Here is a 22132-nt window from a genome sequence, read left to right on the forward strand (position 1 = left end):
CTAGAATAAAGAACTGTGCGCTACTTCAACCGGCGCATCCTCATTGTGCAATGACGGACCAGTTCAGAAGGGCTCCAGGTGTCCAACTCCAGCGAATCAGCTTCCACCCGTCCACTACGCGTCGCCATTGTGGGCGCAGGACCGGCAGGAGTCTACGCTGCGGACATCCTCACCAAGTCCAGCGGAGTCAAGGACGGGGACTTCGAGGTGAGCATCGACCTTTTCGAGGCCTACCCCGCACCCTATGGTCTGATCCGGTACGGCGTTGCCCCGGACCATCCCCGGATCAAGGGCATCGTCAACGCCCTGCACAAGGTCCTGGACCGCGGCGACATCCGGTTCCTGGGCAACGTCACATACGGCCGGGACCTGACCCTGCATGATTTCCGGGCCTTCTACGACGCCGTGATCTTCTCCACCGGTGCGGTCAAGGATGCGGACCTGAACATTCCGGGGATTGAGCTACAGGGCTCCTTCGGCGGCGCCGACTTCGTCTCCTGGTACGACGGGCACCCGGACGTTCCCCGTGACTGGCCGCTGGATGCCAGGGAGATCGCCGTGATCGGCAACGGGAACGTGGCCCTGGACGTGGCCCGCATGCTGGTCAAGCATCCGGAGGAACTGCTCAGCACCGAAATCCCGGACAACGTCTATAAGGGGCTGAAGTCCTCTCCGGTGACTGACGTCCACGTGTTCGGCCGCCGCGGCCCCGCCCAGGTGAAGTTCACCCCGCTGGAGCTGCGCGAGCTCAGCCACATGAATGACGTGGACATTGTGCTCTACCCGGAGGATTTCGAATTCGACGAGGCCTCCGACGAGGCCATCCGCAGCAACAACCAGATCAAGACCATGGTGAACACCCTCACCAACTGGCTGGTGGAAGAGCACGCCGAGTCCGAGAACCCGTCCTCCCGGCGCCTGCACCTGCACTTCCTGCACAGTCCGGTGGAAGTGCTCGACGACGGCACGGGCAAGGTGGGCGGCATCAAGTTCGAGCGGATGCAGCTTGACGGCACGGGCAACGCCAAGGGCACGGGCGAGTACATCGAATACCCCGTCCAGGCCGTGTACCGGGCCATCGGCTACCACGGGTCGGCCCTGGACGAGCTGGAGTACGACGCCAAGCGCGGCGTCATCCCCAACGAGGGCGGCCGGGTCCTGGACGCGGACGGCAAGCCGGTTCCGGGCATCTACGCCACGGGCTGGATCAAGCGCGGACCGGTGGGCCTCATCGGCCACACCAAGGGCGACGCCCTGGAGACCATCGGCTTCCTCCTCGAGGACCGGCTCAGCCTGCCGCCGGCCGAGAACCCGGACCCGCAGGCCATCATCGACCTGCTTGAGGAGCGCGGCATCGAGTACACCACGTGGGAGGGCTGGATCAAGCTCGATGCCCATGAAGCTGCCCTGGGTACCGAATGGGTGGCCAACGAAGCCGAAGAGGCTGTCCTGCGCGAACGGATCAAGGTGGTCCCGCGCGAGGAGATGATCCGCATCTCCCGCGCCTAACCCTCCAAGAGTTTTGTCCAGATATGGCGACTTCCGTGCCCCGGAGGTCGCCATACCTGCCCAAAAACTCTTGACCCGTGCCGGGCCCGCGGGGGTTAGAATTGCGACCACCCCTTGGCCGGCGTCATGAGGCCGTGCCCGCAGGCAGTACAGGAGTTCGATGAAGAACCTGATCCAGCCCGGTCCGCTGCAGCTCAGCGCTTTGGCCGCCCACGAACAGCTCGACGGCGGCGCCCTCCAGGACCCCAACGGCCTGCGCAGCCTGATCCGTGAGTCGTGGCAGCGGTCCGCAGGCTTCAAGGCGAACCCCGACAATCCCGCTGCCCCGCTGGCCATGGACCGCGAGGAGCTGGAGGACTACCGGAGCCAGCACCCGCTGGCGGCCATCATGCCGGTGATTAGTAAACTCCTGGTCCAGCCCAGCCACGACAGCGGCCTGCTGGTGGCGGTGGGTGACGAGGTGGGCCGGCTGCTGTGGGTGGAGGGTGACCCTGTCCTGCAGCGCCGCGCCGAGGGAATGATGTTCGTGGCCGGTGCCGACTGGTCCGAGGCCTCCGTGGGCACCAGTGCACCGGGCACCGCCCTGGCCCTGGGCCGGGGGATCCAGATTGCCGGGGCCGAGCACTACCAGCGGGCGGTCCACCCGTGGAGCTGCACCGCCGTCCCGTTCCACGACCCCGATTCCGGCGCGGTCCTGGGCGTCGTGGACATCACCGGGACGGACACCGCCGTTGCGCCGCACACCCTGTCCCTTGTGCAGGCAACGGTTGCCGCGGCCCAGGCGCAGCTGCGCGTCGAGCGGCTGCAGCTTGCCGCCGATCTCGCCGGTAGGCCCGCAGGACGCCGGTCCACAGCTTCCGCGTCCCGCGCACCCCGCGCTGGGGGCAAGGAAGGCAGCCTGTACAGGAACAGCCTCCAGCTGCTGGGCCGCGACCAGGCGCTGCTCAGCCTTGAGGGCAAGACGGTGGTCCTGTCTGCCCGGCACAGCGAGATTCTTGCATTGCTCAGCACGCACCCGGTCGGGCTCACAGCGGAGGAACTCAGCGTCCTGCTCTATCCCGGTGACGGCTCCACCATCACGCTCCGCGCCGAGATGGTCCGCCTGCGCAAGGTCCTCCAGCAGCTCCATCCGGATGCCGTCCCCGGTTCCCGGCCCTACCGCCTTCCCCTTGACCTGGTGCCGGACAGCGGCCAGGTGTTGAGCTGCCTGCAGCGCGGCGCCCACCGCATCGCCCTGGAGATCTATCGCGGTGCCGTCCTTCCGCGGTCGGAAGCGCCCGGCATTATCGAACTGCGGAACAGGGTCTCGTCCCTGCTGCGGGAGGCGGTCCTGACCGATGGCAGCGCCGAGTCCCTCCTGAAGTACGCGGACCTCCCCGAGGCAAGGGACGACGTCGGCGTCCGCCGTGCCGCGCTCCGCCTCCTTCCCGCCCGCTCACCCAAGCGGGCCGCCGTCGTCGCGGACCTGGAAAGGCTGGAAGCCGAACTCCGCGCCTGAGCGGGAAATGGCAGTGCCCCCACCTTTTAGGCGGGGGCACTGCTCTGCTGATGCTGCCGGGTCGCTTCAGCCGATGAGGGTGGTGATGAGTCGGATGGAGGAGGCGATGATGGCGATGAGGCCGATGGCTCCGAAGAGGTTGTGCCACCACTTGTTGCGAAGGTCTCCCATGACCGCGGTCTTGTTGGCCATGACGAGGATCAGGACGCCGAGCAGGGGTGCGATGAGGACTGTCAGGGACTGTGCGATGACGATCAGTCCCACGGGAGAGGACTGGAACGACAACGTGATGACCAGTCCGAAGGCCAGGATGATGCCGGTGACAATGCGCGCGGCGGGTGATCCGGCTTTGGCGCCGCGGCCCATGGCGTCCGAAAGCATAGTTCCGCCGGCCGTTGCGTTGGCGATCATGGACGAGAAGGCTGCGCAGGAGAGGCCCAGGGCGAAGAGCATGGCTCCGACAGGACCCGCCAGCGGGGTGAAGATGGAGGCGAGGGCGCCGATGGTTCCGGCCTCGGCCCCGGTTTTTCCGAGCACGGCGGCGGCCACCATGATGACCAGGGCGGTCATGATGCCGGGTGCAACGATGCCGGGGATGGTGTCCACGAGGGTGATGTCGCGGTAGTCGGCGCGGGTGCGGCGGTGTTCCTTGATGCCGTAGGAGGTGTAGAACGCGGCGTTGATGGAGAAGTTGGTGCCAACGAGTGCCACAATCAGGATTTCGCTTCCGGCGGGCAGTTGTGGAGCCATGCCTTCCATGGCCCGGTACCAGTCGGGCTGGGCGACGACGGTGCTGGCGATGAAGGCGATGCCCATGAGGACGACGATGACCAGGAGTGCTTTTTCGACGATGCCGTAGACGTTGCGGAAGGCCAGGACGATCGCGACGGCGATGGTGCAGACCACGGTCCACAGGACCGGGGAGCCGCCGAAGATCAGCGACAGGCCAAGGCCTGATCCGACGGCGTTGCCGACGGAGAACATGAGGGTGATCCCGAAGACACCGAAGCCGGCGAGGATGCCCACCCATTTGCCAAGGTGTTCCTTGATGGACGCGATCAGGGAAACGGGGGTTGTGATGCCGAGCCGGACGCTCATGTCAGTGAAGAAGATCATCAGGACCGTTGAGACCGCGATGACCCAGACGAGGCTGTAGTCGAAGCGGCTGCCGGCCTGCACGGCCGTGGTGAGGTTACCGGGTCCGAACTGCCAGGCGCCTACCACGAAGGCGGGGCCCATGAGGGCAAGGTACTGCAGGAAGGTGCGGTGCTTTCTGGTTGTTTCGGGGGCCTGGTTTCCTTGCGGGGCTGCCATCTGTTCTTCCCTGGTTGCGGGATGGGTGATGGTCTTATTCTGCTGCTCGCGCATCGGCGAGTCCTCCTTATACAGCGACATTGCTGGGGGTCGTCCTTGACCGGGATGGAGAGTGGAATGCTGGTGGCACGGGTGGCGGGCGTGGGCCCGCCACCCGTGCGGACCCGTAAAGGGTGGGATCAGGCGCTGACAGTTACCTTGCCGAGGTTGGCGGCAGCGAAGGCTTCCGCAATTTCGGTATCGGCGCCCTCGGGCAGGGGCAGGAGCGGGGTGCGCACTGTTGCGTGGTCCAGGATGCCACGGTTCACCAGGCCCCACTTCAAAGCGACGGTGCCCTCCATGTGGGACCCACGGTGGTAAACGTTCTTGGTCACCGGGAGCAGGCGCTCATGAATGGCGTGGGCACGCTTGTAGTCCTGCGCCTTGCCGGCCTCGATCAGTTCGACGAGCAGTTCCGGGGCGATGTTGCCGTAGCCGACGAGCAGACCGTCGACGTCGAACATCGTCGGCAGCAGGTACTCGTCATGGCAGGACAGCACCTGCAGCTCGGGGTACGCGGCGCGAAGCGCGGGGATCTCGGTGTACCACCGGCGCATGTTACGCACCCCATTCTTCGTGGCAAAGACGCCCTCCTGCCCGGCGATCTCCAGCTGGATGTCGAGGTTGTAGCTCGCCTTGGTGTTGTCGGGGTACTGGAACAGGATCAGCGGCAGACCGGACTCTTCATAGATCTCCTGGTAGCGCGACTGGGGCGCGCCGTCCTGGTAGCCGAAGCGCAGCCACCCGTGCGAGGGGTAGACGAGACCCGCTGACGCGCCGGCTTCGACGGCCTTTTTGGCCTCGAGAGCCGCGGTCTTGTTGCCCTCCTTCGTGATGCCGGCGACGACCGGTACACGGCCATCGGTCGACGCAACGAACGCGCGGATAACGTCCAGCTGCTCCTCTTCCGTAAGGAATGTGCCTTCGCCGGCGTGCCCCAGGACGACGAGGCTCTTCACGCCCTCAATCGATCCGAGCCATGAACCCAGACGCTGAATCGCAGCGAAGTCGACAGCGCCGTCTTCGGTGAACGGGGTGACAGGTGCGGGGCTGAGTCCGCGGAGATCGAGTGTCATTGCAGCTACCTCTTGTCTTCATTGATGGTCGGTAGTCCCGCCGGGGTGAGAACGTTTGCGGGAACGTTTTCAATATTGCATCGTGTCGTGCGTCACTGTCAAGGGAACGTTTGCAAAAAGGAGGAATAGAGTGTTTCTTACGCCCCCGCTGAAGAGGAGAACTGCCATGGAACGGGCCGCCCCCGGTGCGATAGTCACGCTGAAGGACGTCGCCGCCGCCAGTGGTGTCAGCATCTCTACAGCCAGTCGGGCGTTGGATGAACGGTCGGCGTCCCGGTCCGCTGCCGCAGCACACGTCCGGAAGGTCGCCGAGGAACTCGGCTACCGGAGGAACTCCTTTGCCTCCAGCCTCCGGCGCGGTGAAACCCGGACCCTGGGCGTGCTCGTTCCCCGCCTGAGCGACACAGTCATGGCGCTCATGTTCGAGGAACTGGAGCGGGCGGCCTCGTCTCGGGGCTATTTCGCGATGGTAGCCACCAGCGGTGACGATCCCGGCGACGAACGGCGGGCAGCCGAGACGCTGCTCGACCGGAACGTGGACGGACTGATCCTCGCCAGCGCCCGGTTGGACGACGAACTTCCACGCCTCCTTCGGGAGCGCAACGTTGTGCATGCCCTGGTCCTCCGCACCGACGGCGTCAGCCCCTCCGCGCTCGGAGATGACGAAGTGGGCGGCTACCTCGCGGTCCGCCACCTCATCGACCTCGGGCACCGGGACATCGCCGTCGTCACGGGCCCGTCCTTCACCTCCACCGGCACCGCCCGCCTCGCAGGTGCACGGAAAGCCCTGGACGAAGCAGGGATCGCCCCTCGGGATGGATGGCTCATCGCTGCCGGTTACGGTATCGAGGACGGGTTTTCTGCAGGGGAATCCCTCCTGGGCCCGGATTCCCGGCCCTCAGCCGTGTTTGCCGCAAATGACAACATCGCCATGGGAATCATGGCCGCCGCCCATCGCAGGAATGTGCGGATCGGGGAGGACCTGGCTCTCGTGGGCTACAACGACACTCCGCTCGCTTCCCGGCTTCCCACCCCTCTGACATCCGTCCACGTGCACCTGGACCAGATCGCGCGAACGGCCATCGACCTGATCATCGACCCCGGGCGGGAGCCGCGGGTCAGGAAGTCGTTGCCCACGCTCATTCCGCGGGAATCAAGCGGTCCGCCCAGGGCTCGCGACTGACGGCTCCGCTGCTTCACCGCCCGGGTGAGCTGTATCACGTCTGTTGCAACCTGGCTGCAACCTGCGCACTCCTACGCTGGCTCCAACGGCAAGCGCCCGAACGGGGCCGCCTTCTGCACAGCAAAGGAGCTAGCAAAATGACCGTTTACGCACAGCCCGGAACCGAGGGCTCGAAGGTCACCTTCAAGGAGCGCTACGAGAACTGGATCGGCGGCGAGTGGGTTGCCCCCGTGAAGGGCCAGTACTTCGAGAACATCACGCCGGTGACGGGAAAGGCCTTCTGCGAGGTGGCCCGCGGCACTGCCGAGGACATCGACCTCGCCCTTGATGCGGCCCACAAGGCAGCCCCGTCCTGGGGCAAGACCTCCGTGGCGGAGCGCGCCGCGATCCTCAACAAGATCGCCGACCGCATTGACGAGAACCTGGAGATGCTCGCCGTCGCCGAAACGTGGGATAACGGCAAGCCTGTCCGCGAGACACTCAACGCCGACCTTCCGCTCGCCTCGGACCACTTCCGCTACTTCGCCTCCGCCGTCCGAGCCCAGGAGGGCACCCTTTCCCAGCTGGACGACGACACTACCGCCTACCACTTCCACGAGCCCCTCGGCGTCGTCGGCCAGATCATCCCCTGGAACTTCCCCATCCTGATGGCAGTCTGGAAGCTGGCCCCGGCACTCGCCGCCGGCAACGCCGTCGTCCTCAAGCCAGCCGAGCAAACGCCGTCGTCCATCCTGGTGCTGATGGAACTCATCGGCGACCTGCTCCCCGCCGGCGTCCTCAATGTGGTCAACGGCTTCGGCGTCGAGGCCGGCAAGCCGCTGGCCTCCAGCCCGCGGATCCGCAAGATCGCGTTCACCGGGGAGACCACCACTGGCCGCCTGATCAGCCAGTACGCCAGCCAGAACCTGATCCCCGTTACGCTCGAACTCGGCGGCAAGAGCCCCAACATCTTCTTTAACGACGTCGCGCAGGAAAACGACGCCTTCTACGACAAGGCCCAGGAAGGCTTCGCGCTGTTTGCCTTCAACCAGGGCGAGGTGTGCACCTGCCCGTCCCGCGCCCTGGTCCAGGAGGACATCTACGACTCCTTCATGGCCGACGCCGTGGCCCGGGTGGAGAAGATGGTGCAGGGCAATCCGCTGGACACCGACACGCAGGTGGGCGCCCAGGCCTCCAACGACCAGTTGGAGAAGATCCTCTCCTACATCGACATCGGCAAGCAGGAAGGCGCCAAGGTGCTCACCGGCGGCGGACGCGCCGAACTGCCCGGTGATTTGGCCGGCGGCTACTACGTCCAGCCCACCGTGTTCGAGGGCCACAACCGGATGCGGATCTTCCAGGAGGAAATCTTCGGGCCCGTTGTCTCGGTGACGAAGTTCAGCGACTACAACGACGCCATGGGCATCGCCAACGACACCCTCTACGGCCTGGGCGCCGGTGTGTGGTCCCGCAACGGCAACATCGCCTACCGGGCGGGGCGTGAAATCCAGGCCGGCCGCGTCTGGGTCAACAACTACCACGCCTACCCGGCGGGCGCCGCATTCGGCGGCTACAAGTCCTCGGGCATCGGACGCGAGAACCACGCCATGATGCTGGACCACTACCAGCAGACCAAGAACCTGCTGGTCAGCTACAACGAGAACAAGCTCGGCTTCTTCTAACCCCTCCACCCCCGCTACAACGACGCAAGGATTTCGCCAATGACGACGACAATGCAAGCAGCAGTAGTAAACGAATTCGGCCAGGACCTCCAGGTCCAGGACATCGCCATTCCCACCCCCGGCCCGGGGGAGGCGCTGGTCAAGGTGCTCACCACCGGCGTCTGTCACACGGACCTCCACGCGGCCGAGGGTGACTGGCCGGTCAAGCCCACGCCGCCCTTCGTTCCCGGCCACGAGGGCGTGGGCGAAGTAGTGGCCCTCGGCGAGGGCGTCACCGACCTGGCCGTGGGCGACCTGGTGGGCAACGCCTGGCTGTGGTCCGCCTGCGGCGACTGCCAGTACTGCCGCACCGGCTGGGAAACCCTGTGCGAAGCACAGAAGAACGGCGGCTACAGCGTGGACGGCTCCTTCGGCGAATACATGCTGGTGGACTCGCGCTTTGCCGCCCGCATACCGGCGGGCTCCGACCCCGTCGAGGTGGCACCGGTGCTTTGCGCCGGCGTCACGGTCTACAAAGGCCTGAAGATGACCGAAGCCAAGCCCGGCCAGTGGGTCACCATCTCGGGCATCGGCGGCCTGGGCCACATTGCCGTCCAGTACGCCGTGGCGATGGGACTGCGGGTGGCCGCCGTCGACATCGCCGATGACAAGCTGGCCCTCGCCAAGGCCCATGGCGCTGAACTGGCCGTCAACGCCCTGCACGAGGACCCCGTTGAAGTGATCCAGCGCGAAACCGGAGGTTGCCATGGAGTCCTGGTCACTGCGGTGCACCCGTCAGCATTCGGCCAGGCCATCGGCATGGCCCGCCGCGGCGGCACCATCGTATTCAATGGCCTGCCGCCGGGAGACTTTCCGGCACCGATCTTCGAGATTGTGCTCAAGGGCCTCACCGTGCGCGGTTCCATAGTGGGCACCCGGCAGGATATGGAGGAGGCGCTGGACTTCTACGCCCAGGGCAAGATCCATCCCACGGTCTCAGTCCGGGAGCTTTCCGAGGTCAACGCGGTGTTGGACGAGATGAAGCACGCCAAGATCGACGGCCGCGTGGTCCTGAGGTTCTGATGGCACCGGACCGGCTCCATGCCGCTGTGACACTGCCCGGGGAGGACTTCTCCCGGGTGGCGCTGACCCCGGCGGCCGCGGACCTGCTCCGCTCGCTGTGGCTCCGGCACGGGCCGCTCATGTTCCACCAGTCCGGCGGGTGCTGCGACGGGTCATCGCCCATGTGCTATCCCGTGGGCGACTTCCTGACCGGCGACTCCGACGTCCTGCTGGGGCTGTTCGACCTGTCCGGCGGGGTGGAACCACGGCCGCTGGAGTTCTGGATGTCCCGGGAGCAGTTCAACTACTGGAGCCACACCCACCTGACCGTCGACGTAGTCAACGGCCGGGGGAGCGGCTTCTCGGTGGAGGCGCCCGAGGGCAAACGCTTCCTGATCCGGTCCACCCTGATGGACTGGCCTTGCTAGCTAGTTCGGTCCAAAAGCACTTGGGGCTCTTCATCCGAAGGGCCCCAAGTGCTTTTACGGAACAAAGTTCGGTAAAACCAGCGTCTCAGCATTCGGAACAATTGGGACCGTCCAGTGGATGGACACTAGCGTGGATAAGTCTGTTTCCATCCGAAATCAGGATTGTGATCCCCTATGAACCTTCTCCGGACCAAATCCATCGAGCAGTCGATAGCCGACGCCGATGAGCCCGGACGCAAGCTCAAGCGCTCCCTCAGCACCTGGGACCTCATGATCATGGGCGTCGCCGTTGCTGTCGGCGCCGGTATCTTCTCGGTGGGCGCCAAGGCCGCAGCCAACTTCTCCGGCCCCGCCGTCACTGTGTCCTTCGCCGTCGCCGCCATCACCTGCGCGCTGGCGATCATGTGCTACGCCGAATTCGCCACCGCCATCCCGGTGGCGGGCTCCGCCTACGTCTTCACCTACGCCACCATGGGCGAACTCCTTGCCTGGATCATCGGCTGGAACCTGATCCTGGAGCTCTTCACCGCCGCTGCCGTGATCGCCAAATACTGGGGCATCTACCTCAGCAAGGTGTTCGCCCTCATGGGGGCGGACATTCCGCCGGCCGTCTCGCTGGGCGGCGTGGACCTCTACTGGGGCGCGTTCCTCATCGTTGCCGTCTTCACGGTGCTGCTGGTGCTCGGCACCAAGCTGTCCGCCCGGGTGGGAAACATTTTCACGCTCATTAAGATCGGCGTCGTCCTGTTCGTGATCGTGGTGGGCTTCACCTATGTGAAGTTCGAAAACTACGCCCCGTTCATTCCCGCGGCCGAGCCCACGGGCGGCACCGGTGCCGCCGACGTCCTGAAGCAGTCCTTCTTCGGGTTCCTCACGGGCGCGGCCCCGGCCCAGTACGGCACCCTGGGGATCTTCGCCGGCGCAGCCCTGGTGTTCTTCGCCTTCATCGGTTTTGACGTTGTCGCCACCTCCGCCGAGGAAGTGAAGAACCCGCAGAAGACCCTGCCGCGCGGCATCTTCGGCGGACTGGCCCTGGTGACCCTGCTCTACATCCTGGTGTCGCTGGCGCTGACCGGCATGGTCTCCTACACCCAGCTGGCCGAGGCGGAAAACCCCACCCTCACCACCGCGTTCGAAGCCGTGGGCGACACCTCCGCCGCGAAAATCATCGCGTTCGGTTCCCTGGTGGGCCTGACCACCGTGATCATGGTGCTGCTGATGGGCCTGTCCCGCGTGGTCCTGGCCATGAGCCGCGACGGACTCCTGCCCCGGGCGCTGTCCAAGACCAGCGAGAAGCGCGCGACGCCGGTCCGCCTCCAGGTCATCTGCGGGGCCGCGGTTGCCCTGGTGGCCGGGCTGACTAACGTGGACCTGCTTGAGGAAATGATCAACATCGGCACGCTGTCCGCCTTCGTTGTGGTGAGCCTGGGCATCCTGGTGCTGCGCAAGAAGCGGCCCGACCTGAAGCCCGCCTTCCGCGTCCCGTTCGGCAAGGTCCTTCCGATCGTTTCCGCGGTGCTCTGCCTCTACCTGATGACCAACCTGGCCGTGGAGACCTGGATCTTCTTCGCCATCTGGCTGGCCATCGGCATGGCGATCTACTTTGCCTACGGCCAGCGCCACTCGCGCCTCAACGAACGCTTCGGCGCAGCCAGCAGCGCAGTCAATGGCGCGGCTGTATCCGACAGCGATGCGGACCAGCGCGATTCCGATAACGAAGACGAGTACTCGCGGGCCTGAGAGCCCTAATGATGCCCGCCCGGGCCGTCCCCGGGCGGGCATTCCCATGCCCGGCTTCCGGAACGGTGCCGGCTCGTAGGATGGATTCATGGCACGCCCGACACGAACTGAACGAAAAGCCGAGCTGCTGGGCGCCATCCTCGACTACCTGATGGACAAGACCCTGGCGGAGCTGACCTTCCGGAGCCTCGCGGAAGGGCTGGGCATGAGTGCCTACGTGCTGGTCTACCATTTTGGAAACCGGGAGCAGCTGATCAATGACATCGTGGTATCCATCGAATCCCGCCTGGACAGGATGCGGAACACCGATGTCCGGGACATCGACCGCGCAGCCTGGCGGGAGTTCCTGCTTGAGTCCTGGCAGTGGACCATGGCCCAGCGGAACCGCCACCTGACCCGGCTGGAATTCGAGGCCACCGCCCAGGACATCGTGGCGGCGGAGCCCCGCGGCACCTCGCAGGAGCACTTCCGGATGCTCCACCACAAGACCCGCGACTGGCTGGTGGTGCAGGGCATCCCCGAGGAATACGCGGACACCGACGCCCGGCTCTTCACCTCAACCTTTTACGGGCTGCAATTCGACTTCGTGGTCATGAATGAGCCGGAGGCGGCCACCAAGGCTTTCGAACTGATGCTCTCGGTCTTCTTCAACAACCTCGAAACCCGCCTGGCCGCAGCGCAGGAAGCCTGACCCGATCAGCCCGCCGCAGCCCGGCGAAAATCCGGAACGCAGCCGGCCTGCTAGGGCGCAGCGTGGCGGCCCACCCAGTCAACCAACGGGCGCATCTGGTCCCACAGCCCGGAGATTTCGCCGACGGCGGCAGGAGTTTCCAGCCAGGCAGGCTGGCCGAGGTCTACGCTCGCCGCAAGTGATTTGTGCTTAAGGAGTTCGGCCCGCGGATGATCGCGGTCATAGCCCCGGGGCACCGTCTTCAGTTTCTCTCCCTCCACCGCGAAGCCCGCGGTGGCCAGGGCGTCCACAATATGCCGCAGCGACTCGCCGGTGCCCGAGGCGTCCACCGCGTTCCGGTACCTCACCAGCTGGGCAGGGGAATGGGAGTGGTAGCCGCCGCCCACCAGCAGGCCCTCCGCGCTGACCTGGAGGTAATAGCCCACGCCTTCCTGCACGGAGGCGAACGCGCCCTGGGCCGTTTTGTAGGGGGACTTGTCCAGCGAGAAACGGATGTCCCGGTTGGGGCGGAACAGACGGCCAGGCCCGAACCGGGGCTCCAGCTCAGCCAAGAGCGAGGCGAGCGGATCCCGGACCAGTGACTGGTAGCTGTCCTTGTGCCCCAGCCACCACTCCCGGTTGTTGTTCTCCTGCAGGTCGGCGTAGAACCCGAAAGCGGCGGCAGGTATGCCCTGGAAAGTCGTCATACAGCGATCCTAGGGACCGCCCGAGGGCGGCGGCCAGAAGCTCTGCTGCTATGTGGACAGCGAAAAAAAACCACCCCGCCGCGGACATCCGCGACGGGGTGGTTTCACTGCTCAGCGAGCGGAGAATCAGCCGATCTTGTTGGCTGCCTCAGCGTCGGAGAGGGGTGCTGCACCGAGGTTGGCGCGGAGTTTGGCGCCGAGTTCGGCGTCAACGTTGGTCCAGTACTGGATGGCGCGTTCCTTGATGTCGGAGCGCTTGACGCCGCCCACGGCGCCGGTGATGGTCTCGAGGAAGCGGGCCTTTGCAGCTTCGTCGTAGACCTCGCGGTACAAGGTGCCGGCCTGGACGAAGTCGCCGTCCTCGGCGTGCAGGGAGTGCGCGGCGAGGGTCAGTTCGCCGTCGTTCTCCCAGCCGCCTGCCGGGTTCTGCGGTTCAAGCGCAGCCGGGCCGCCGAACGTGTTCGGGGCGTAGACCGGAACGGACGGGGCGTTGAACAGGTAGCGTCCGGCGCCGTCCTGGCTGTAGTTGTTGACCTGGCTCTTGGGCTGGTTCACCGGGATCTGGGCGTGGTTGGTGCCCACGCGGTAGCGGTGGGCGTCCGCGTAGGAGAAGATGCGGGCCTGCAGCATCTTGTCCGGGGAGGCGGCGATGCCCGGCACGAAGTTCGACGGCGCGAAGGTGGCCTGTTCGATCTGCGCGAAGTAGTTCTCCGGGTTCCGGTTCAGCTCCATGGTGCCCACCTTGATCAGCGGGTAGTCGGCGTGCGGCCAGACCTTGGTCAGGTCGAACGGGTTGAAGCGGTAGGTCTTGGCGTCCTCGTAGGGCATGACCTGGACATGCAGGTCCCAGGAGGGCAGGTTGCCGGCTTCGATGTTCTCGTGCAGGTCGCGAATGTAGAAGTCGGCGTCGGAGCCGGCCAGTGCTTCGGCCTGCTCGGACGTCATGTTCTTCACGCCCTGGTTGGAGTGGAAGTGGTACTTGACCCAGAACCGCTCGCCTTCGGCGTTGATCCACTGGTAGGTGTGCGAGCCGTAGCCCTGCATTTCGCGCCAGGAGGCGGGCAGGCCGCGGTCACCCATCAGCCAGGTGACCTGGTGGGCGGACTCGGGGGACAGGGTCCAGAAGTCCCACTGCATGTCAGCGTCGCGCAGGTGCGTGCCGGGAAGGCGCTTCTGGGAGTGGATGAAGTCCGGGAACTTGATGCCGTCGCGGATGAAGAACACCGGGGTGTTGTTGCCCACGAGGTCGTAGTTGCCCTCGGAGGTGTAGAACTTCACGGCGAAACCGCGGGGGTCGCGCCAGGTGTCCGGGGAGCCGTTCTCGCCGGCCACGGAGGAGAAACGGATCAGCATCTCGGTCTCGACGCCCGGCTGCAGGAACGCGGCCTTGGTGTACTTCGAGACATCCTCGGTGGTCTTGAACGTGCCGAATGCACCGCCGCCCTTGGCGTGCACCACGCGCTCCGGAACCCGCTCGCGGTTGAACTGGGCGAGCTTTTCCACCAGGTAGTGGTCAGTCAGGATGATGGCACCATCGGCACCAACTGACTTGGAGTGCGCGTCGGATGTGACGGGGGCACCAGACTGGGTTGTCGAAACGACAGTCATTATTCTCCTATTTCTCTGTTACTTGCGAGGGACGATTGGAAGGAAGTTGTTGGGACTGCTGGCAGTCCTGGCAGATGCCCTGGTACATGACGTCTGCGATCTGGATGGTCATCGGCTTGGCGTTCTCATCCCAGTGGGGCGTCAGGCACGGCGCGTGCCCGACGGCGCAGTCCACGTCCTCCACGCGGCCGCAACTGATGCAGATGGCGTGGTGGTGGTTGTCGCCTACCCGGGTTTCGTACAGCGCGGGGGAGTGCGGGGGTTCGAAACGCCGCAGCATGTGCAGGTCGGTGAGGTCCCCGAGGACCACGTAAACGGACTGCGCGGTCAGCTCGGGGAGTTCTGCCCGGGCAGCAGCAAGGATGCTTTCCGCAGGGGAGTGGGGGTGGCGTTCGACGGCGGCCAGCACGGCAAGCCGCTGCTTGGTCACCCGGCGGCCGTGGGCGCGCAGGGCTCCAGCCCAGTCCTCGTGGCCGTCGTAGTGCTCCGTCATGGCTCCATTGAAGCACTTATTATGAATATCTCACAATAAGGGTTGGCTTACCTCGGAAAACGGGGCTGGAACTATGGGGCGGGCCGCCCAGTTCTTAAGCTGTAACAGCCAAAAGACAAAGGGGAATGGACGTGCATCGGCATCACAATGGGCTCAAGACGGCGGCGCTGTTCGGCGTCCTCTGGGCCGTGCTGCTCGGGCTGGGCGCCCTGATCGGTACAAGCATGCGCAGTTCGGCGCCCATCTGGATCATGGCGCTCGTCGGCGTCGGCACCACGGCCTACGGCTACTGGAACAGCGACAAGATTGCCATCCGGTCCATGCAGGCGTACCCCGTAAGCGAGGTGCAAGCCCCGCAGCTGTACCAGATCGTCCGGGAGCTCTCCGCGCGGGCCAACCAGCCCATGCCACGCATCTACATCTCACCCACCATGAACCCGAACGCCTTCGCCACCGGGCGCAACCCCCAGAACGCGGCCGTCTGCTGCACGGAGGGGATCCTGCAGCTCCTGGACGCACGCGAGCTCCGCGGCGTCCTGGGCCACGAGCTCATGCACGTCTACAACCGGGATATCCTCACTTCGTCCGTGGCGGCCGCCGTCGCCGGTGTCATCACCTCGGTGGGCCAGATGCTGCTGTTCTTCGGCGGCAGCGACCGCCGCAACGCCAACCCGCTGGCAATGATCGCCATGGCTCTGCTGGCGCCGTTTGCGGCGTCGCTGATCCAGATGGCCATCTCGCGTACCAGGGAGTACGACGCCGACGAGGACGGCTCGCAGCTCACCGGCGATCCGCTGGCGCTTGCCTCAGCCCTGGCCAAGATCGAGCGCGGCGTCAGCATAGCGCCACTGCCGCAGGACCAGCGGCTGGTCAACGCATCGCACCTGATGATCGCCAACCCGTTCCGGGGCGGCGCGATGACCAGGCTGTTCGCCACCCACCCGCCCATGCGGGACCGGATTGCGCGGCTGGAGCGGATGGCCGGCCACCCGCTGCGGTAGCCGGGCGTCGCCCGTCGGGCCCCGGACGCAGTAGCTGTTCCCGACACGCAAAGAGGCCGGCGCACCCCATCTTCCGGGTGCGCCGGCCTCTTTCCGTAGCGGCAGGTATATTGCGCGTCAAGGACGACGGCGAACCGCCGTCAGCTGCGGAAGTTCACAAACTGCAGGTCGGCTTCGTCGAAGTCCTTCAGCAGTGCCATGGTGGCCTGCAAGTCGTCGCGGGACTTGGACGAGACGCGGAGCTCGTCGCCCTGGATCTGGGACTTTACCGACTTGGGCCCTTCGTCGCGGATGAGCTTGTTGATCTTCTTCGCCAGGTCCTGGGCAATGCCTTCCTTGATGGAGGCTTCAAGGCGGTACTCCTTGCCGGAGGCGTAGGGCTCGCCACTGTCCAGGGACTTCAGCGAGATGCCGCGCTTGATCAGCTTGGACTGGAACACATCCAAGACGGCCTTGACGCGTTCTTCCGAGTTGGCCTTCATGAGGATTTTTTCGCCGCTGAAGTCGATCTCGGCGCCAACGCCTTTGAAGTCGTAGCGCTGGGCGATTTCCTTCTGGGACTGGTTGAGGGCGTTGGCGACCTCCTGCTTGTCCACCTTGCTTACGACGTCGAACGTTGACTCGCCTGCCATGACTCTCCTTCTAAGGGTGGGAGCCCTGCGCACAAGCAGGGCTTGGGATCACTGCCTTCAAGCCTAGTACGGATGGACCGCGCGGCGGGCTGGAGGATTCATAGTTCCCTGTCAGCGGACGTCAGGAGGGAACCAAGGAGCGCGGGGGAAGGTTGTACCTGTTGGACAGCAGTTCGAAAGGGAAACACCAGTGCACCGCAAAGCCATCTCGTACGTCGCCAGAACCACCACAGCCACAGCCGGGGCGGTGGCAACGGCGGCAACATCGGTGGCTGCGGCTGCCGTGGCCGCGTCCGTCATCTTCAGCCCGGTGGCCGATGCGTCTTCCCGGTTGGAAGGAGTCCACGCGGATCTGCAGCGGGCGGTGCAGCTGAACCAGATCACCGAGGAACAGGCCGAAAAGTTCGAGGCGAAGCTGGCCGGGAGGATCCTGGGCGAGGCGTGATTGCTCCCCTAAATTCCGCGGAGTGCAGGGGTTTGAACGCCTGGCTGGGGCTCGATTCGATTCTTCGGCAGAAGTTCTGTAAAGTTGTCTTGCCCGCGGTTACTGGAAGCGGAACGGCCCGGAAACGGACGTTCTGAAGACTGCAGCCCGGGTCTTCTTTTGAGAAGTTCGGCAGATTACCCGAGCGGCCAAAGGGGGCTGACTGTAAATCAGCTGGCAACGCCTACGGGGGTTCGAATCCCTCATCTGCCACAGCGGACCCGCCTGGATCTTATACAGATCCAGGCGGGTCTTTTTTGTTGCTCCGCTGGTCGGGTTAGGACGCGGGCGTGGCCTCCTCTTCCACACCCATGCCGAAGGGCTGCACGGTAACCCGCACGAACTCGGAGGGCAGCTGGGCGTCGTGCGCCGCCAGAACAATCCTGGACTGCTCAGCCACACCCACGTTGTTGTTCGAGTTGGCGCTGTGCAGGTCGGTAGCCTCGCGCTTGAGCCTGCTGGCCGCAGCCTCCTCTACGACGCTGCCATCCCCCATCTTCCAGCCGAAATCGTAGCTGTACGTTGGTCCCCAACTGTGGATCACATCGGCAACGCTGGAGAACGTGATTTGGCGTCCTCCTGCATCAAAAACGCTGACCGCGTAGAGGTTGACGGGTTGAGTCCCTCTGCGGTTGTCCACATCTGCGACCAGATATATAACGGGGGTAGCTCCGGCCTTTGCCCGGTAGGCCTCTATTGCGGAGACCGCCGGGTCAGTGGCCCCTGCGGGGAGCAAGAACCTGATCTCGGCACCCGATCCAGTCGTGGCCCGGTAGTGACGGGATGCCAGAGCCGTTGGAGACGACGGCGCCGACTGCGCGGTGGCGGTTCCGCTGGCCGGTCCCGCGGAGGGACCATCGGGCGCTTGTACGGGCGAGGTGCAGGAGGCAAGCGTCAGGATGAGGACCGGTATCAGGCAGAAAGGCTTCATGGTTTCCCCGAAGAAATTGGTAGCCACACTCTATGCCAAGCCCAGCCGCTAGACCACGGGTTCCAAGACGGCCGGTTGATCCGTTCGGCAGCATGGCTGGCTGGACGATGGGTCCGGTCGGCCCTGCTAGGGGTTCGGGAAGTCGAAAAGTAGGGGGGTTACGTAGGCGCGGTTAGGGATTGCTTTCCAATTCCAAGCGACTGAGACTGGACGAAACTTGAGGATTATTGTGCTATTCCGGGGAGCAATCATGATGTACCCTCCGTCCTTTTCCCTAAGCGGCTTCGATGATGGCCGCAGGACCAAGCAAGCCGGTGCAAGGCAGGATAATCGACGCAGAACAATTCTCCGTCCAGACAGGTTTCGAGCTTTGAGGCTCCACGGATTGCTGACAGCCCTGCTGCTCGCCGTTGCTGCCCTGGTGGTGCCGGTTCCGGCATCGGCGGCGACAGGTGATGTGGGAGTGGAAGGCCCCTCCCATTCGGGGACGGGAACTCCGACGGGGACCAAGCGGTCAACGAGCAACTTATGGTTCCACGACGGGATCTGGTGGGGGAACCTCTGGGACACTGCCAGCCAAGACTTCGAGATCTTCCAGTTCAACGCCTCCACTAACCAATGGACCAGTAAGAACGTGACCACGGATCCGCGTCCGAGCACCCACCACGATGTGCTGTGGGACGGAACCACGCTGTACGTGGCGAGCTACCGGTTCGTCAATGATGGGGTGGCGGCTGAGCCGAACTTCCCAACGACGTTGCGGCGCTACAGCTACAACTCGAGTTTGAAGACGTATTCGCTGTTGGGTTCGTCACAGATCAACAACTACCGCGTCGAGGCCCTGGTCATCGACAAAGAGCCGTCTGGCCGGCTCTGGGCCACCTGGCAGCAAGGCAACCGGATCTACCTGAACGTCACTGACACGGACGGCAAGACGTGGGGAACGCCTTTCCCTCATCCTGCGTCGCTAAGCAACGTGTCTATCGACGACACCTCGTCGGTGATTGCCTTCGGCGAAAACAAAATCGGAGTGATGTGGAGTCGGCAGGTCGGTGACGCCACCGATGGTATGTACTGGAGCGTTCATGCCGATGGAGCAGCGAAGACAGATTGGTCCACTCCGGTGCCGGCAGTTAAAGGCGCACGTAGCGGTGATGACCACATGAACCTGAAGTGGCTGGACGCGTCGTCTGGCAAGGTCTTCGCGGCGATCAAGACGTCGTTCACGTCTGCGTCCCAACCGTTGATCCAGCTTTTGGCCTTGGATAATGCAACCTCCGCGTGGACGGCCCACACAATCGCTACCGTGGCGGAGTGCCCGAACCGTGTCATCGTCCTGATCGACGAAGCCGCCCAGAAACTGCGTACGTTCGCCACCTACCCGAAGCCTAGTGGAACGACAAATGCCGGTGTTTGCACCACCTCGGGCGGGGCGATCTACGAGAAGTCTGCTGCGTTGAACGAGCCCAGCAAACTTGCGACCGCGCAGAAGGTCCCACGTATTGTGGACGCAGACCAGTATGTCCATAACGTCACATCCACCAAGCAGAACCTCAATTCGCCGCGAACGCCCAACAGTGGTGTCCTGCTGCTCGCGGACGTGAACGCTACGAACCGGTACTGGCACTTCTACGAGGGCGGCAGCGGCAGTGGCGGGACCACCGACACGACCCCTCCGACTGTGACGACTACTTCTCCGGCTGCCGGTGCGACCGGTGTGGCAACAACGGCGAATGTGACGGGCACGTTCTCTGAGTCGATGAACGCAACGACAATTACGTCGAGCACCTTCACACTGACGGCCCAAGGGGCAACCACAACGGTCCCAGCGGGTGTTTCCTATGACAGCGCGACCAGGGTTGCGACCTTGAACCCCACCGCGGACCTGGCGGCCGGTACGTCCTACACGGCCACGATCAAGGGCGGCACCAGCGGAGTGAAAGACCCGGCCGGTAATCCGTTAAGTACGGACAAGACGTGGACCTTCACCACGGCGCCCGCGGGCACTGCTGACAATACAGCTCCCACGGTGACAGCTACGTCTCCGGCTGACAAAGCAACCAATATCGCAGCAACGACAAATGTGACGGCGACGTTCTCGGAAGCGATGAATTCGTCCACGGTCACGACCGGCACATTCACGCTCACTCAACAAGGAGCGGCTACGCCTGTTTCAGCCCCTGTGACGTATGACAGCGCAACCAAAATTGCTAAGTTGGACCCTGGTGCCGACTTGGCGGCCGGTACGTCCTACACGGCGACCGTCAAGGGTGGCGCCAGTGGTGTGAAGGACCTTGCCGGTAACGCATTGGCCGCGGACCATTCCTGGAGTTTCACGACGGCTCCCGCGGGCACATCCGTCACGCTCACCACTATCGCCGATAGCTACGTATTGGATGGGACCTCGGCGGGTACGAACTTTGGTACGAGTCCCCTGCTGGCCGTAGACGCCAGTCCGCGTACGACCGCGTATCTAAAGTTCGACCTGACGCCGTTTACAGGCAGATCGATCGGAAGTGCGACATTGCTGCTCCGCAGTTCCGGAAGCGGATCAACAGGTACGCAAAACATCAAACTGGTGGCTGACGACAATTGGACCGAGACAGGGATCACGTACAGTAACAGCCCCGGTCTCGGCTCCATCCTCGGCAGTTTCGGGTCGACAGCCATTAACACCGACCGCAGCATCAATCTAGACCCGAGCACCCTCGCTGGTGAACCTGGCCAGTTGCTGTCTCTCGGTCTGGATTCCAGCAGCAGTGACGGCCTGGACCTCCACTCCAAGGAAGCGTCTGACGGCGTATACGCGCCGAAGCTGGTGCTCACGTTCAAGTAACCAGGACGGGGGTGTCCGACCAACCGCCAAGGGAGCTTTAGCGGCATAGGAAAAGCCTCCGGAACCATACGGTTCCGGAGGCTTTCTCGTGCCCGCGAAAGGTCCCCGCACCATAGTCAATTCCCCCTGAAACGGTGAGGGGAGTAGTCCGTCCGCGGGGGACAACCAGGCAGCTCCGTAGAGACAAAATCCGCCATCGACACCTGCACCGGCCCGGCGTAGGCTGGCGATATCGGCGCTGGTGCCCCGATGCCTTGCGTCGATAAATCCATCGATGAAGGAGGATTCAATGAGTGCTGTACGTGAATTCATGACCACGGATGCACGATGTATTACCGAAAACCAGACCCTGGTGGACGCAGCCCGGATGATGATGGACCTTGACTGCGGCTCGCTGCCGATTTGCGGTGATGACGGCAGGTTGAAGGGCATGATCACCGACCGCGACATTGTGCTCAAGTGCGTCGCCGCCGGACGCAACCCGGCCGACATGATGGCCCGCGAACTGGAAACCGGAACGCCCTACTGGGTAGATGCCGACGCCAATGTGGACGAAGCCATCGACATGATGGAACGGCACCAGGTTCGGCGTCTCCCGGTGATCTCCGACCACAGGATGGTCGGCATCATCAGCCAGGGCGACATCGCCCGCAACTACTCCGAACAGCGGGTTGGCGAACTGGTGGAGCACATTTCGGAGCGGCACCACGTGTAGCGCCAACGCGGCAGCAAGATGCCCCTTGTCCGCGGATCCAGCCCTTGAGGGTTCGGACCCGCGGACAAACTTTTGAAAAGGTCAGTTCAGCGCGATCAGGAGCATCTGGCTGGTGCCCGGGATGCAGGTCTGCAGGATGGCCCGGGGGAAGCCGCCGAAGACGTTCAGCACGTCGTTGGTGGTGCCCGGGTTGGGGACCTGGCCCCTGGCCGTCACGGTGTAGGTGCCGTAGCCGGGGATGCTCACGGTTTCGCCTACTCCGATCCCGGAGAAACGTGCCCAGCCGCCGCAGTAGTCATGCTCGGTGATGAAGAGTGAGTACGCATCGCCGGGGGTGTAGTGGATGGGGCCGATACAGGCGTCCACCATTGCCTGGCCACCGGCGCCGGCCACATAGATGGTCCGGACTGGAGGTGCTGCGGGAACAAAGGCCGGAGCGGGCGCCGCAGCAGGTGCAGGAGCAGGTGCAGGAGCCGGAGCCGGAACCGGCGCCGCGGCGGGGACGGCCTCGGGTGCCGCGGCCGCCGGGGCTGCCACCGGCGGGCCGGTCAGGACGAGCGTCTGGC

19 protein-coding genes, 1 tRNA gene and 1 pseudogene are annotated in these 22132 nt (G+C 64.4%); 13 read left to right on the forward strand and 8 right to left on the reverse strand.

Features of this window, described 5'->3' with window-relative positions; translation table 11 throughout:
• Positions 1-78: 78 nt before the first annotated feature.
• Together AC5RTT_RS09715 and AC5RTT_RS09720 are read left to right on the forward strand one after the other, a co-directional pair.
• Entirely contained in the window at positions 79-1509 is a 1431-nt protein-coding gene (locus AC5RTT_RS09715) for an FAD-dependent oxidoreductase (protein ID WP_494145016.1), read from the forward strand.
• A gap of 160 nt (positions 1510-1669) precedes the next feature.
• Positions 1670-3007, forward strand: coding sequence for a GAF domain-containing protein (locus tag AC5RTT_RS09720; RefSeq protein WP_494145017.1), 1338 nt, complete (start codon positions 1670-1672; stop codon positions 3005-3007).
• A 66-nt stretch (positions 3008-3073) separates the two neighbouring features.
• Here the strand turns inward: AC5RTT_RS09720 and AC5RTT_RS09725 are convergent, their stop codons facing one another.
• A complete protein-coding gene (locus AC5RTT_RS09725) occupies positions 3074-4402 on the reverse strand; it encodes an Nramp family divalent metal transporter (protein WP_494145018.1) in 1329 nt (442 codons plus the stop codon).
• Between the two features lie 98 nt (positions 4403-4500).
• Positions 4501-5436 (reverse strand): dihydrodipicolinate synthase family protein, encoded by a 936-nt coding sequence (locus AC5RTT_RS09730; protein ID WP_494145019.1) that lies wholly within the window; start codon positions 5434-5436, stop codon positions 4501-4503.
• A 166-nt stretch (positions 5437-5602) separates the two neighbouring features.
• Between AC5RTT_RS09730 and AC5RTT_RS09735 the strand changes: the two genes are divergently transcribed.
• The 6 genes from AC5RTT_RS09735 (at position 5603) to AC5RTT_RS09760 (ending at position 12180) form a co-directional block, all read left to right on the forward strand.
• On the forward strand, positions 5603-6619 hold the full coding sequence (locus AC5RTT_RS09735; RefSeq protein WP_494145020.1) for a LacI family DNA-binding transcriptional regulator: 1017 nt from the start codon (positions 5603-5605) through the stop codon (positions 6617-6619).
• A gap of 137 nt (positions 6620-6756) precedes the next feature.
• Complete coding sequence (gene exaC, locus AC5RTT_RS09740; protein WP_494145021.1) at positions 6757-8280, forward strand: acetaldehyde dehydrogenase ExaC; 1524 nt, start codon at positions 6757-6759, stop codon at positions 8278-8280.
• A 39-nt stretch (positions 8281-8319) separates the two neighbouring features.
• The gene (gene adhP / locus AC5RTT_RS09745; protein WP_494145022.1) at positions 8320-9342 is read left to right on the forward strand and encodes an alcohol dehydrogenase AdhP; all 1023 of its coding nucleotides are present in this window, start codon (positions 8320-8322) and stop codon (positions 9340-9342) included.
• A complete protein-coding gene (locus tag AC5RTT_RS09750) occupies positions 9342-9749 on the forward strand; it encodes a DUF779 domain-containing protein (protein ID WP_494145023.1) in 408 nt (135 codons plus the stop codon). The genes adhP and AC5RTT_RS09750 overlap by 1 nt, the downstream gene beginning before the upstream one ends.
• Before the next feature lie 174 nt (positions 9750-9923).
• On the forward strand, positions 9924-11489 hold the full coding sequence (locus tag AC5RTT_RS09755) for an amino acid permease (protein WP_494145024.1): 1566 nt from the start codon (positions 9924-9926) through the stop codon (positions 11487-11489).
• Positions 11490-11577: 88 nt separating this feature from the next.
• A complete protein-coding gene (locus tag AC5RTT_RS09760) occupies positions 11578-12180 on the forward strand; it encodes a TetR/AcrR family transcriptional regulator (protein ID WP_407709863.1) in 603 nt (200 codons plus the stop codon).
• Positions 12181-12230: 50 nt separating this feature from the next.
• Here AC5RTT_RS09760 and AC5RTT_RS09765 read toward each other — a convergent pair whose 3' ends face one another.
• The 3 genes from AC5RTT_RS09765 to AC5RTT_RS09775 form a co-directional block, all read right to left on the reverse strand.
• Positions 12231-12866, reverse strand: a complete 636-nt coding sequence (locus tag AC5RTT_RS09765; protein WP_494145025.1) for a DUF2461 domain-containing protein — start codon at positions 12864-12866, stop codon at positions 12231-12233.
• A 126-nt stretch (positions 12867-12992) separates the two neighbouring features.
• The gene (locus tag AC5RTT_RS09770; RefSeq protein WP_494010324.1) at positions 12993-14474 is read right to left on the reverse strand and encodes a catalase; all 1482 of its coding nucleotides are present in this window, start codon (positions 14472-14474) and stop codon (positions 12993-12995) included.
• A gap of 7 nt (positions 14475-14481) precedes the next feature.
• Complete coding sequence (locus AC5RTT_RS09775; RefSeq protein ID WP_494010325.1) at positions 14482-14967, reverse strand: Fur family transcriptional regulator; 486 nt, start codon at positions 14965-14967, stop codon at positions 14482-14484.
• A 131-nt stretch (positions 14968-15098) separates the two neighbouring features.
• Here AC5RTT_RS09775 and htpX point away from each other — a divergent pair, with 131 nt between their 5' ends.
• A complete protein-coding gene (gene htpX, locus AC5RTT_RS09780; protein WP_494145029.1) occupies positions 15099-15968 on the forward strand; it encodes a zinc metalloprotease HtpX in 870 nt (289 codons plus the stop codon).
• 140 nt (positions 15969-16108) lie between these two features.
• On the opposite strand, the gene AC5RTT_RS09785 is transcribed toward htpX, so the two are convergent.
• Entirely contained in the window at positions 16109-16600 is a 492-nt protein-coding gene (locus tag AC5RTT_RS09785; RefSeq protein WP_009357171.1) for a YajQ family cyclic di-GMP-binding protein, read from the reverse strand.
• A 190-nt stretch (positions 16601-16790) separates the two neighbouring features.
• On the opposite strand from AC5RTT_RS09785, the gene AC5RTT_RS09790 reads away from it, so the two are divergent.
• Positions 16791-17045: a hypothetical protein gene (locus AC5RTT_RS09790; RefSeq protein WP_494145026.1), complete on the forward strand. Its 255-nt coding sequence runs from the start codon at positions 16791-16793 to the stop codon at positions 17043-17045.
• A gap of 170 nt (positions 17046-17215) precedes the next feature.
• Positions 17216-17297: transfer RNA gene (locus AC5RTT_RS09795), tRNA-Tyr, on the forward strand.
• Positions 17298-17361: 64 nt separating this feature from the next.
• On the opposite strand, the gene AC5RTT_RS09800 is transcribed toward AC5RTT_RS09795, so the two are convergent.
• Positions 17362-18042, reverse strand: a complete 681-nt coding sequence (locus AC5RTT_RS09800; RefSeq protein ID WP_494145027.1) for a hypothetical protein — start codon at positions 18040-18042, stop codon at positions 17362-17364.
• A gap of 358 nt (positions 18043-18400) precedes the next feature.
• Between AC5RTT_RS09800 and AC5RTT_RS09805 the strand changes: the two genes are divergently transcribed.
• Entirely contained in the window at positions 18401-20851 is a 2451-nt protein-coding gene (locus AC5RTT_RS09805) for an Ig-like domain-containing protein (RefSeq protein ID WP_494145028.1), read from the forward strand.
• Between the two features lie 289 nt (positions 20852-21140).
• Complete coding sequence (locus tag AC5RTT_RS09810; protein WP_009357167.1) at positions 21141-21566, forward strand: CBS domain-containing protein; 426 nt, start codon at positions 21141-21143, stop codon at positions 21564-21566.
• A gap of 81 nt (positions 21567-21647) precedes the next feature.
• Here AC5RTT_RS09810 and AC5RTT_RS09815 read toward each other — a convergent pair.
• Positions 21648-22132: pseudogene (locus AC5RTT_RS09815) on the reverse strand (LysM peptidoglycan-binding domain-containing protein); the annotation flags it as partial.

Source organism: Arthrobacter sp. Y3221157, from assembly GCF_059089865.1.

Bases quoted from the DNA above. Each gene is read 5' to 3' on its own strand.
- AC5RTT_RS09765 (WP_494145025.1), bottom strand. From the start codon at position 12,866: ATGACGACTTTCCAGGGCATACCTGCCGCCGCTTTCGGGTTCTACGCC.
- AC5RTT_RS09760 (WP_407709863.1), top strand. From the start codon at position 11,578: ATGGCACGCCCGACACGAACTGAACGAAAAGCCGAGCTGCTGGGCGCC.
- AC5RTT_RS09810 (WP_009357167.1), top strand. From the start codon at position 21,141: ATGAGTGCTGTACGTGAATTCATGACCACGGATGCACGATGTATTACC.
- AC5RTT_RS09775 (WP_494010325.1), bottom strand. From the start codon at position 14,967: ATGACGGAGCACTACGACGGCCACGAGGACTGGGCTGGAGCCCTGCGC.
- adhP (WP_494145022.1), top strand. From the start codon at position 8,320: ATGACGACGACAATGCAAGCAGCAGTAGTAAACGAATTCGGCCAGGAC.
- exaC (WP_494145021.1), top strand. From the start codon at position 6,757: ATGACCGTTTACGCACAGCCCGGAACCGAGGGCTCGAAGGTCACCTTC.
- AC5RTT_RS09785 (WP_009357171.1), bottom strand. From the start codon at position 16,600: ATGGCAGGCGAGTCAACGTTCGACGTCGTAAGCAAGGTGGACAAGCAG.
- AC5RTT_RS09750 (WP_494145023.1), top strand. From the start codon at position 9,342: ATGGCACCGGACCGGCTCCATGCCGCTGTGACACTGCCCGGGGAGGAC.
- AC5RTT_RS09720 (WP_494145017.1), top strand. From the start codon at position 1,670: ATGAAGAACCTGATCCAGCCCGGTCCGCTGCAGCTCAGCGCTTTGGCC.
- AC5RTT_RS09755 (WP_494145024.1), top strand. From the start codon at position 9,924: ATGAACCTTCTCCGGACCAAATCCATCGAGCAGTCGATAGCCGACGCC.
- AC5RTT_RS09770 (WP_494010324.1), bottom strand. From the start codon at position 14,474: ATGACTGTCGTTTCGACAACCCAGTCTGGTGCCCCCGTCACATCCGAC.
- AC5RTT_RS09735 (WP_494145020.1), top strand. From the start codon at position 5,603: ATGGAACGGGCCGCCCCCGGTGCGATAGTCACGCTGAAGGACGTCGCC.
- AC5RTT_RS09725 (WP_494145018.1), bottom strand. From the start codon at position 4,402: ATGTCGCTGTATAAGGAGGACTCGCCGATGCGCGAGCAGCAGAATAAG.
- AC5RTT_RS09730 (WP_494145019.1), bottom strand. From the start codon at position 5,436: ATGACACTCGATCTCCGCGGACTCAGCCCCGCACCTGTCACCCCGTTC.